Genomic DNA, 11,511 nt, shown 5'->3' on the forward strand with positions numbered 1-11,511 from the left:
TTATCCTTGTCACAGTGTCAGCTCCAGCGCATCGGCTACCTCGCCCAGCTGCGCCAGCGCACCTTCGAAATCGTATTGTCCCAGCATGCGCTTCAGCTGGCGCGCATGTTCGGCCTGGCCCGCCGCGACCAGCACGGGACCGATGCCGTCGAGGTGCTTGACGGCCTGCGCATCGTCCTGCTGCAGCAGTTGCGACAGCTCGCGCAAGCCCGCCTCCAGCTGCGCCCGATCCACCGCGGCCACCTGCACCGCCGGCGTAGCGCCCGCCTCGGCCGCATTGCTGCGCGCCTGCATGGCCAGCACGATCTTCGGCACCAGTTCATCAAGCGCCAGGGTGCAGGCGGCCAGCGCCTGCGGCAAGCCGTCGTGCGAGCCCAGGCTGAGTAAATGCTCGACCCGCGCGGCGCTGTCGGCCAGGCCACCGGCGCCGATATTGCCGGCCAGGCCCTTCAGGGTATGCGCTTCGCGGATCGCCGTCTCGAGCTGGTTGTTTTCGATGGCGGCAACGATGCGCTGCATGGCATCGAACTGGGTTTCCACAAAACGGTCCAGCAATTTTCGCATCAAAGCGGCATTGCCGCCCACGCGGCGCATGGCCTCCGCCATTTTCAGGCCGGCGATCACGGGCAGCTCCGCTTCCGGCTGCGCCACCACCGCCGTCATTTCCTGCGGCGCGGCCGGCGCGATCCAGCGCGCCAGCGTACCGAACAACTGCGCCACGTCGATCGGCTTGGCGATGAAATCGTTCATGCCCGCGTCCAGGCATTTTTCCTTGTCGCCCACCATGGCATTGGCCGTCATGGCGATCACGGGCAGATTCGAATAACGGGGGTCCTGGCGCAGCTTGCGGGTGGCCTGGTAGCCATCCATCACGGGCATCTGGCAATCCATCAGCACGCCGTCATAGGCGTTTTCCTCGATCTTTGCCAGCGCGATGGCGCCGTTGCCCGCGATATCGACGCGGATGCCGGCGTCGTTGAGAATATGCTGCGCCACTTCCTGGTTGACCTCATTGTCTTCCACCAGCAGCAGCCAGGCGCCGCGCAGCGCGCGTTCGTCGTCGCGGTAGCTGCTCTGGCGCTGCGTCTTGCGGCTCTGCCCCGTCACGCCGCCAAACACAAACGAGATCTGGTCGAGCAGGGTCGAAGCGCTGACCGGCTTGTTCAATACGCCGTCGAGCGGCAATTCGCGCTGGCGCGCCGCCTCCAGCAGCGCTTCGCGATGGAAGGCCGTGACCATGATGCAGGCCGGCGTCGCATCGATGCCGGCGGCGTCGGCGCGGATGCCGGCCAGGGTATCGAGGCCGTTCATGCCCGGCATTTTCCAGTCCATCAGCACCAGCCCGTACGGCCGCCCCTCGGCGCGCGCCTGCGCCACGGCGCCGATGGCCAGCACGCCGCCAAACACGGCACGCGCCTCGAAGCCCAGCGCCGTCAGCATGCTGACGAAGATTTCACGCGCGCTGGGGTTGTCGTCGACCACCAGCACGCGCAGGCCCTGGAATTGCAGCGGCACCGGCAGGCTGTCGCGCGGCACGGCGGCCAGGCCGAAGCGGGCCGTAAAGAAAAAGGTGCTGCCCACGCCCGCTTCGCTGACCAGGTCAATCTCGCCTTCCATCATTTCCACCAGGCGCTTGCTGATGGTCAGTCCCAGGCCCGTGCCGCCATGGTGGCGCGTGGTCGAGGTGTCGGCCTGGGTAAAGGCCTGGAACAGCTTGCTGCGCTGGGGCGGCGTCAGCCCGATGCCCGTGTCGCGCACGTCCACGCGCAAGACCGCCGCATGCTCCTCGAGCTGCTGCAGGCGGATGGTGACGACGATCTCGCCCTTTTCCGTAAATTTGATGGCATTGTTGGTCAGGTTGATCAGCACCTGCCCCAGACGCAGCGGATCGCCCTGCAATGCATTCGGCACGTCGGGGCCGATGTCGAACAGCAGTTCCAGTCCCTTGTCCTGGGCCCGCATCACGGACAGGTCGGCGATCTGCGCCAGCACGTCTTCAAGGAAAAAATCGACTTTTTCAAAGGCCATCTTGCCCGCCTCGATCTTCGAGAAATCGAGGATGTCGTCGATGATGGCCAGCAGGTTCTTCGAAGCCGATTCCACCTTCTCCAGGTAATTGCGCTGGGTCGACGTGAGATCCGTCTGCAGCGCCAGGTGGGTCATGCCGATGATGCCGTTCATGGGCGTGCGGATCTCGTGCGACATATTGGCCAGGAAGTCCGACTTCATCTTGGTCGCATCCTCGGCCACTTCGACGGCGTGGCGCAGGTCCTGCTCGACGGCCAGGCTGGTGCTCATGTCCTTGAGCGCCTGCAGCAATTCGCCCGTCTCGTCGCGCGAGGTCACTTCGATGATGGAACTGAGGTCGCCATTGGCCACGCGCGTGGCGATCGCCACCGCCTCGCCCAGCGGACGCGTGATCGAGCGTGCCGACCAGGCAAAGGCCAGCCCCGTCAGCAGGGCAGCCAGGCCGATGCCGCCCATCAGCAGCAGCGAAGTGTCGATGTCGTTGCGTATCCTGGCCGCGCTGTCGCGGATCTGCTGCTGCTGCAGGTCGTCGAGCTGGCCCACGTACAGCAGCACCTTTTCCAGCACGGGCAGCGTTTGCGTCTGCATCGTCTGCTCCGCGCCGGCATCGTCGCCCTGCCCGACCAGTGCGAACAGGGACTGCAGGGACGTGTAATAGCCGGCGCGCGCCTGGTGCATCTGCTGCAGCAGGCGCCGCTCGTCGGGCCGCGCATCGAGCCCGTCGAGGATGCGCACCTGGTCGTCGATGCCTTGCCGGATCGCCTCCAGGCGTTCCTGGTTCGCCTGGCGCTGCGCCAGCTTGTGCTGGCTCGGCAGGCTGGCGATGCGCGTGGCCGCCTCGCGCGCCAGGCTGTGGATCTTGCTGGTGGCCTTGGCGGCGACCCAGTCGCGCTGCAGGATATCGTCCGTCTCGGCACGGATGGCATAGATACGGCTGCCCGCCAGCACGATGACGACCAGCATCAGCACGATCAAAATGGCATAACCGGCATTGATGCGCACGCCGATCCGGATATCCCTGAAGCGCATGACTTTCCTATCAGAAATTCTTAAAAATCGAAGTCTGAACGTATTCCCCTACAGAATGCAAGGTTTATTGCAAAGCAATTGCATGCCGAAGCGCTTAATTGGCCGACGTTATGGCTTTTGCGGGCAGCGGCAGCGCGGCGATATGCGCTTGCAGGCAGGCAGGGCACCAGCAGCCGATGGCGCTGTTGCCCGGCACGGGCATGGCGGGCGGCAGGGCCGTGCACCAGCATGGTCCGCTGGCCTGGGGGTCGGTCTGGCCACATTGGAAAGTGGCGCCGCAGCGGCTGCACTGGCTCATGGCTGTGTTTGAATTGGCAAGTGTGTGACACGCCAGGTCCCCGCGCGACGCAGATGTAACTGGCAGTAAAAGGGCTGGCTGGCGGACATATCGGACCAGACTATAGGATGATCAGGGAAAATACAACAAGATCGCCCTATAATGCCTCCAAGATTTTCGTCTTCCCTGTAAAATCTCACCAATCTATTTTCCGGACTCGCCATGAATCAACTAGCTAACTTGAACCTGGACATGAATGACGACTTGACGGCGGTGTCGCCGCAAATCAAGGCGCAGATTCTGGCCGAGGCCCTCCCCTACATCCGCAATTTCCACGGCAAGACCATCGTCATCAAATACGGCGGCAATGCCATGACGGACGAACGCCTGAAGCACGGTTTCGCGCGCGACGTCATCCTGCTTAAGCTGGTCGGCATGAACCCCGTCGTGGTCCACGGCGGCGGACCGCAGATCGACAACGCGCTGAAAAAAATCGGCAAGCAAGGCACCTTCGTGCAAGGCATGCGCATCACCGACGAAGAAACCATGGAAGTGGTGGAGTGGGTGCTGGGCGGCGAAGTGCAGCAGGATATCGTCATGCTGATCAACCATTACGGCGGCCAGGCCGTCGGCCTGACGGGCAAGGATGGCGGCTTGATCCGCGCGCGCAAGATGCAGATGCCGGACCGCGAACATCCGGGTGAATTCCTCGACATCGGCTTCGTCGGCGAGATCGACGCGATCAACCCGGCCGTCGTCAAGGCGCTGCAGGACGATGCCTTCATTCCCATCATCTCGCCGATCGGTTTCGGCCAGGACGGCCAGGCCTACAACATCAACGCCGACGTGGTGGCGGGCAAGATCGCGGAAATCCTGAAAGCGGAAAAGCTGATCATGATGACCAATATCGCCGGCGTCCAGGACAAGCAGGGCAACCTGGTGACCGACCTGTCGGCGCGCGAAATCGACGAGATGTTCGCCGATGGCACGATCTCGGGCGGCATGCTGCCGAAGATCTCGTCGGCGCTCGACGCCGCCAAGTCCGGCGTGAACACGGTGCACATCATCGACGGCCGCATCGAACACTCATTATTGCTGGAAGTGTTGACCGAGCAGGCTTTTGGTACTATGATCCGTTCGCACTAAAAAAATCGCCGTGCATCACGGCGAGTAGTTTGGCGGCGCAGATCACCTGGCGCCGCTTTTAATTTGCCCTTGTAGCTCAGTGGTAGAGCACTCCCTTGGTAAGGGAGAGGCCACGTGTTCGATCCACGTCAAGGGCACCATCGATTTATCCCCGTATCTGAAAAATGTCCATGGCGGCGTTGTCTCGCCTCGCCGTACATGCGTACTGTCTTCGGCTCGACGCCTTGCCCTGAACACTTTTCATCTACTCTGCCGTCATCTCACCATCGTTAGAAATGTCCATGGCGGCGTTGTCCTTCCTCGCCGTACCTGCGTACTGTCTTCGTCAGTCCGCCTTGCCCTGAACACTTTTCCATCTGCTCTGCCGCGTGTTTTGCGCGGCGGAGCTAGCGTCATCTATTCTTCCTGCTGTCGTCAAAACTAATAAATCCGCTCGACCTTCAAGCCCTTCTGACGCAATAGATCCGGAACGCTTTTCGTGCCCACCAGGTGCAGCACGCCGATGGCGGCGAGGCTGGACTTTTCGCGTGCCAGCAGTTTGGCGATGCCGTCGGCCAGGGCGGGGTTGCGGCCGTCGAGCAGCACTTTCTGCACGAACTGGGCGGCGAACGACGGGTCTTGCGCCGCTTTGGCGGCCAGTTTGTCGAAGGCGGCCGCATCGGCCGTGCGCCAGGCGTCGGCGATCTCGCGCGCTTCCTGGCTTTGCTCCTGGTCCTCGATCGACACCACGCCGTCTTCCAGGAAGCGGCACTGGTCGGCCGGCGACATGGCGCCGAACAGCGCCATCTGGCCTTCCATCGATTCGAGTTCCACCACGGGGATCTTGCGCGCCTTGGCCTGCTGCGACAGATAATTGTCCACCGCCAGTTCCGAGCGGTAGCCCAGCGTGGAAAATTCGCCGATGGCCAGCATGCTGGCCAGCATCCACGGCTTCATCGGCGCCACCGATTCGGCCGGAATGCCGTATTTTTGCAACAACGGCGCCAGGCGCGGCGCCAGGGTCTGGCGGCAGTCCGGCGGCACCTTGCTGCCTGGCGCTTCCATGCCGTATTTCAGCACGGCGCCCAGGGCGGCGCGCGGATCGGCGCCGGGATCGATCTCCAGCGCCAGCGCCCCGGCCTGCTGCAGCGCCTGCGTCACCGTCGGTTCGAGCGGATAAAAATCGGGCGCGCCGACATGGATGGTGCCGAACAAATACAGGGTGTGGCCCCCGTCCTGCACATTGAACAGGGCGCCCCGGTTTTGCGCCACGGGTGCCGCGTCGGCCAAGGCCGCCTGCAACGGCAGCAAGAATAATCCGCAAAACATCACTATAATCTGGCGTCGCATGGTTTTCCTGATTGTTGAATTTTTCATCTTCTCTCGCTAGCAAAGACTCCTGTGCCTGTGTCCCATCTTAACCGCTCGTCGCCGGTCTGGCTGTTTGACCTCGACAACACGCTGCACAATGCCTCGCACGCCATCTTTCCCACCATCACGGCCAATATGAACACCTATATTGCCCGCGTACTGGGCGACGGCGTGACGCCGGCCGACGACGCCATCGTCAATGCGGCGCGCGCGGCCTACTGGCGCCGCTATGGCGCCACCTTGCTGGGCATGGTCAAGCACCACCAGGTGCAAGCCGCGCACTTCCTCCACGAGACACATGCGTTCGACGATTTGCACGCCATGATACGCGCCGAGAAGGGACTGGGGGCTTTACTCAAACGCCTGCCTGGCCGTAAAATTTTACTCACCAATGCGCCGCTGCGCTATTCGAGCGACGTCATGCGCCACCTGGGCCTGCGCCAGCACTTTGCGCAGCATATCGCCATCGAGGCGATGCACGTGCACCGCCAGCTGCGGCCCAAGCCATCGACCCTGATGCTGCGCAAACTGATGCGCAAGCACCAGCTCCGCCCGGGCCGCTGCATCCTCGTGGAAGACACCCTGGCCAACCTGAAGGGGGCAAAAAAGCTGGGCCTGCGCACGGCCTGGGTCACGCAATACCTGAAAATGGCCGATCCGATCGGCGTGGCCAAGCTGCCCAAGGCGTTAAATCGCCCCGCTTACGTCGATGTCAAAGTAAAATCTGTCCGGCATTTGGCACGCCGCCTTCACCGACTGCGTTGAAGGGGATTCCTGGGCTTCCGGTTGACGCCGGAAGCCGCACCGCTAGCGGCGGTGACGGACCTCCCCATCAAGGCAGCATTTTTTTTAACGACAAGAGAAAATATGGCAAGCACACCGCCGGGCCAACGCAGGCTACAAATTCTTCAGGCCCTCGCCGCAATGCTGGAGCAGCCGAAAGGCGAAAAGATCACCACGGCCGCACTGGCGGCCAGACTGGCCGTCTCGGAAGCTGCCCTGTACCGCCATTTCGCCAGCAAGGCGCAAATGTTCGAAGGGCTGATCGAATTCATCGAGTCGAGCGTTTTCGGCCTGATCAACCAGATCGCGGAAAAGCACAGCGACGGCATGACGCAGACGCGCGACATCGTCGGCATGCTGCTCAATTTCGCCATCAGCAATCCGGGCATGACGCGCGTGCTGATCGGCGACGCCCTGGTCAATGAGGACGAGCGCCTGCAAGTGCGCATGAACCAGTTCTACGACCGCGTGGAACTGGCGCTCAAGCAGTCCTTGCGCGTGGCCGCCGCCGAAGGCCATGGCAAGGAAAGCGAAGTAGCGGCGCGCGCCACCCTGATCGTCGGCTACGTCATCGGACGCTGGCACCGCTACGCCAAGAGCGGCTTCAAGATCAATCCATCCCAGGAAGCGGCGCTGCAAATCGCCATGCTGCTGGGATAGCTGTCCCCATGCCTGCCGACTGCTTCGCCCTGCTCGACGACGCCAGCGCGCCCGGCGCCGGTTCGCGCCTGTACACGGGCCTGGCGGCGGTCTTGCAATGCACCGAGGGCAGCGGGTGGCCAGCCCTGCTCGCAGGGCTGCAAGAGGCCTTGCAACGCGGCCAGCACGCCGTCAGCGTGTGCAGCTACGAACTGGGCGCGCACTTGCTGGCCATGCCGCCGCGTGCGGCCGGCATCGGCGCGCCGCCGCTGGCGCAAGTGCTCGTCTTTGAACACTGCACACCGCTGTCGCAGGACGAGGTGCTGCAGTGGCTGGATGAGCGCGTCCGCGAGGACACCGCGCTGGCCGGCGTGGCCAACATCCGCGCGAGCGTGGATCAGGCCGAGTTCACGCGCGCGCTGCACCGCATCCACGACTACATCGTGGCCGGCGACACCTACCAGGTCAACTACACCTACCGTTTGCGCTTCGACGCCTTCGGCTCGCCCCTGGCCCTGTATGCGCGGCTGCGCGCGCGCCAGCCCGTGCCGTACGGCGCGCTGGTGATGCTGCCCGATGGCGGCGCCCTGCTGTCGCTGTCGCCCGAGCTGTTCGTGCGCCATGCACAAGGCGAGCTGACGGCGCGTCCCATGAAAGGCACGGCGCCGGCCGCCCCTGCCGAACAGACGCAGGAAAACGCGCGCCGCGCCAGCGCCCTGGCCAGCGATCCGAAAAACCGCGCGGAAAACCTGATGATCGTCGACCTGCTGCGCAACGACATCGGCCGCATCGCCGCCACGGGGTCCGTCACGGTGCCGGCCCTGTTCGAGGTGACGCGCTACAGCAGCGTGCTGCAAATGACGTCGACCGTGCAGGCGCGCCTGCGCGACGACGCCAGCCTGGCCGACATCTTCCAGGCCTTGTATCCATGCGGCTCGATCACGGGCGCGCCGAAACGCCGCACCATGGAAATCATCGCCGAGCTGGAGCCGGTGCCGCGCGGCATCTACACGGGCGCCATCGGCTGGTTCGATCCGCCACACGCCGGCACTCCCCGCCCGGTGGGCGACTTCTGCATGTCCGTACCTATCCGCACCCTGGCCCTGCAGCCGGCAGGCCCTGGCGGCATCCGGCGCGGCGAGATGGGCGTGGGCGCCGGCATCGTGCTCGACAGCGACCCGCAGGAGGAATTTGCGGAGTGCCAGCTCAAGGCCCGCTTCCTCACGGGACTGGCCAACGACTTCGAACTGTTCGAGACCCTGCACGCCAGCCGCACGGGCGGCTGCCGCCAGCAGGAACGCCACCTGGCGCGCCTGGCCGCTTCCTGCGCCTACTTCGGTTTTGCGTGGGACGAGAATGCCGCCCGCACCGCGCTGCAGGCTGCCTGCGCGCAGCGGCCGGACGATGCACCATTCCGCCTGCGCCTGGCGCTGCGCCAGGATGGCCAGTGCACGGTGCAAAGCGGCACCCTCGCCGCCCTGCCGGACACGGTCAACGTCCTGCTGGCGCCCGACGCCACCATGGCGGACGACCTGTTCCTGCGTCACAAGAGCAGCGTGCGCGCGCGCTATGACGCAGCCTGGCGCGCAGCCGAGGCGCAAGGCGCTTTCGACATGCTGTTCTTCAATGAACGGGGCGAGCTGACGGAGGGCGGGCGCAGCAATGTGTTCGTGAAACTCGATGGCCGCTGGCACACGCCCCCGCTGTCCTGCGGCTTGCTGCCCGGCGTGCAGCGCGCGGCCATGCTGGCCGATCCCGCCTGGGACGCGCAGGAAACCGTCATCACGCGCGCCATGCTGGCGCAAGCCGAGGCCATCATCGTGTGCAATGCACTGCGCGGGGCGCTGCCCGCACAGCTGCTTATTTGATATCTACCTGCATTTCATAACCGCCGTAGATCATCCGCTTGCCATCGAACGGCAGCTTGGCCGGGTCCATCATCTCGGCCAGGCGCGGGTCTTTCATGACCTTGTCGTTGATTTCATCGCGCCTGGCGCGCGATTCGAACACGATCCAGGAGAACACCACCACTTCGCCATCCTGCAAGTCCACCGCCTGCGGGAACGAGGTCAGCTTGCCCGGCTTGACATCGTCGCCCACGCATTCGCGAAATTCCTGTGCGCCATATTCACGCCAGACGGCGCCGCAGGCGCGCGACATGGCCAGATAGGTATCGAGCTTGGCTTTCGGTACGGGCACCACAAATCCATCGACATACGCCATGATGTTCTCCTTTGTTGTGACAAACGCGAACACCCAGCTTAGGACAGTGATGGCAAGACGACAAGCGCGGCATTAAAAAAAAGCAGGCGTTCAAGCCTGCTTGTGTCCCGGCAACTTACATCGCCAGCGCTTTTTCCACCGCGCCCACCAGTTTCTTGTCGTCCGGCGTCACCTTGCTGGGGAAGCTTTCCACCACCTTGCCGTGGCGGTCGATCAGGTATTTATGGAAATTCCAGGCGGGCGTCTTGCCCGTCTGCTTGATCAGATCCACGTACAGCGGATTCGGCGCCGGGCCCGACACCACCGATTTGGCAAACATGGGGAATTTCACGCCATAGGTGTTGTAGCAAAAATCGGCGATTTCCTTGCTGTTGCCCGGCTCCTGCTTGCCGAAATCGTTCGACGGGAAGCCCAGCACCACCAGTCCCTTGCTGCCGTACTTGGCGTACAGCGCCTCGAGTCCTTCGTATTGGTTGGTAAAACCACAATAACTGGCCGTATTCACCACCAGCACGACCTTGCCCGCGTACTGGCACAGGTTTTGCGGCGCTTCATCCTGCAAGCGGTTGAACGTCTGCTTGAGGATGGCGGGGCAGGCGGCCGGTGCGGCAGCAGCCGTGGCGGCTTCCGCAGCATGGGCGGGGATGGCCAGGCTGGCACTGGCGGCAAGGGTGGTCAGCGCAAACAGCTGGGCAAAGGTCTTGGACATGAGGGGCACCATGGTGGGAAGGAAAAAAACCATTCTATGTCAAACGCTGCGCGCGCGTATGAGAGCAACAACAACAGCGATAGCTTGAGCGACATCAACGACGGTGCAGTACTTGCCCAACGCACAGTTTTTTTACCTATGCTCGGCCTTCCTGTCCTTTTTCCTGTCTTGTGGAGATGCCATGCCCTTCCCCGCCCTTTCCCGTCCCGTCTGCGCACTGCTGGCCGCCGGCCTGCTGACCCTCGCGCCAGCCGGCGCCCACGCCGCCACAACCGTCAAGGCCGCCAAGGCCGTCAAGCCCGCCGCGACAAGAGACGCCCCCACCCTGCCCGGCTACCAGGCCGACCTGAGCCAGACCACCGTGTCCGGCCTGTCCTCGGGCGGCTTCATGGCCGCGCAGTTTGCCGTCGCCTACTCGGCCACCGTTGCCGGCGCCGGCATCATCGCGGGCGGCCCGTATTTCTGCTCTGGCCAGCCGGGCCGCTTCCCCTACATTCCCTACCTGACGAATGCCCTGACCACCTGCATGAACCCGGGCAGCGCGCAGGTGGCGCCGCCCGTGGCCAGCGAATTGCTGCGCGCAGCGAACGATTTTGCGCGCATGCGCCTGATCGACGACACGGCCAACCTGAAACGCCAGCGCGTGTATCTGTTCAGCGGAACGAAAGACCAGACCGTGACGCAGCCCGTGGTGGAACAGGTAGGAAAATTCTATGCGCTGGCAGGTACGCCGGCCGAGCAGATCCGCTTCGTCGACAATGTCGGCGCAGGCCATGCCATCATCACGGACAACAACCAGGACACGGCTTGCGGCGTGACGGCGTCGCCCTTCATCAATGACTGCGACTTCGTGCAGGCGCGCGACATCCTGCAGCACCTGTACCCGGGGCTGCAGCCCGCGTCGGCCACGCTGACGGGCAAGCTGATCTCCTTCAACCAGCGCAGCTTCATCCAGAGCGCGTACTCGAGCATGAACAATACGGGCTACGCCTATATCCCGAAAGCCTGCGACAGCGAGAGCTGCCGCGTGCACGTGGTCTTCCACGGCTGCCTGCAAACGACGCAAGCCATCGGCGACCGGTTCTATACCAGCACCGGCTACAACCAGGTAGCGGACGCCAACAAGATCATCGTGCTGTATCCGCAGGCCGAACCGAGCCCCGTCTACCCGTACAACCCGAAAGGCTGCTGGGATTTCTGGGGCTACACCAGCCTCAATCCGATCGACCCGGACTTCTACCGCAAGAGCGGCACGCAGATGCAGGCGGTCAAGGGCATGCTGGACAGGTTAGGATCGGCTCGCAACAGCCGTCACTGACAGACGTCA

10 protein-coding genes and 1 tRNA gene are annotated in these 11,511 nt (G+C 63.6%); 6 read left to right on the top strand and 5 right to left on the bottom strand.

Annotation, left to right across the window (positions count from 1 at the left end):
• Nucleotides 1-9 precede the first annotated feature (9 nt).
• Nucleotides 10-3,057, bottom strand: a complete 3,048-nt coding sequence (locus VPH41_RS22420; protein WP_328571539.1) for a response regulator — start codon at nt 3,055-3,057, stop codon at nt 10-12.
• Nucleotides 3,058-3,151: 94 nt separating this feature from the next.
• Nucleotides 3,152-3,355, bottom strand: coding sequence for a cysteine-rich CWC family protein (locus tag VPH41_RS22425; RefSeq protein WP_152283884.1), 204 nt, complete (start codon nt 3,353-3,355; stop codon nt 3,152-3,154).
• A gap of 231 nt (nt 3,356-3,586) precedes the next feature.
• On the opposite strand from VPH41_RS22425, the gene argB reads away from it, so the two are divergent.
• Together argB and VPH41_RS22435 are read left to right on the top strand one after the other, a co-directional pair.
• Entirely contained in the window at nt 3,587-4,480 is an 894-nt protein-coding gene (gene argB / locus VPH41_RS22430) for an acetylglutamate kinase (RefSeq protein WP_010393729.1), read from the top strand.
• Between the two features lie 65 nt (nt 4,481-4,545).
• Nucleotides 4,546-4,620: transfer RNA gene (locus VPH41_RS22435), tRNA-Thr, on the top strand.
• A 280-nt stretch (nt 4,621-4,900) separates the two neighbouring features.
• On the opposite strand, the gene VPH41_RS22440 is transcribed toward VPH41_RS22435, so the two are convergent.
• Nucleotides 4,901-5,770: a TraB/GumN family protein gene (locus VPH41_RS22440; RefSeq protein WP_328571540.1), complete on the bottom strand. Its 870-nt coding sequence runs from the start codon at nt 5,768-5,770 to the stop codon at nt 4,901-4,903.
• Between the two features lie 90 nt (nt 5,771-5,860).
• On the opposite strand from VPH41_RS22440, the gene VPH41_RS22445 reads away from it, so the two are divergent.
• From VPH41_RS22445 to pabB, 3 genes are all read left to right on the top strand, one after another.
• Entirely contained in the window at nt 5,861-6,595 is a 735-nt protein-coding gene (locus VPH41_RS22445) for a pyrimidine 5'-nucleotidase (RefSeq protein ID WP_328571541.1), read from the top strand.
• 102 nt (nt 6,596-6,697) lie between these two features.
• Nucleotides 6,698-7,273 (top strand): nucleoid occlusion factor SlmA, encoded by a 576-nt coding sequence (slmA, locus tag VPH41_RS22450; RefSeq protein WP_152283882.1) that lies wholly within the window; start codon nt 6,698-6,700, stop codon nt 7,271-7,273.
• Nucleotides 7,274-7,281: 8 nt separating this feature from the next.
• On the top strand, nt 7,282-9,120 hold the full coding sequence (gene pabB, locus VPH41_RS22455; protein WP_328571542.1) for an aminodeoxychorismate synthase component I: 1,839 nt from the start codon (nt 7,282-7,284) through the stop codon (nt 9,118-9,120).
• Here the strand turns inward: pabB and VPH41_RS22460 are convergent.
• Together VPH41_RS22460 and VPH41_RS22465 are read right to left on the bottom strand one after the other, a co-directional pair.
• Nucleotides 9,113-9,475: a DUF1428 domain-containing protein gene (locus tag VPH41_RS22460; RefSeq protein WP_152283880.1), complete on the bottom strand. Its 363-nt coding sequence runs from the start codon at nt 9,473-9,475 to the stop codon at nt 9,113-9,115. The two genes, pabB and VPH41_RS22460, sit on opposite strands and share 8 nt — an antisense overlap.
• Nucleotides 9,476-9,590: 115 nt before the next feature.
• Nucleotides 9,591-10,184, bottom strand: a complete 594-nt coding sequence (locus VPH41_RS22465; RefSeq protein ID WP_152257847.1) for a glutathione peroxidase — start codon at nt 10,182-10,184, stop codon at nt 9,591-9,593.
• A 181-nt stretch (nt 10,185-10,365) separates the two neighbouring features.
• Here VPH41_RS22465 and VPH41_RS22470 point away from each other — a divergent pair, with 181 nt between their 5' ends.
• Nucleotides 10,366-11,502, top strand: coding sequence for an extracellular catalytic domain type 2 short-chain-length polyhydroxyalkanoate depolymerase (locus VPH41_RS22470; RefSeq protein ID WP_328571543.1), 1,137 nt, complete (start codon nt 10,366-10,368; stop codon nt 11,500-11,502).
• Nucleotides 11,503-11,511 lie beyond the last annotated feature (9 nt).

The organism is Janthinobacterium sp. P210006 (assembly GCF_036231885.1).
In the GTDB taxonomy this organism is placed as follows: domain Bacteria; phylum Pseudomonadota; class Gammaproteobacteria; order Burkholderiales; family Burkholderiaceae_D; genus Janthinobacterium; species Janthinobacterium violaceinigrum.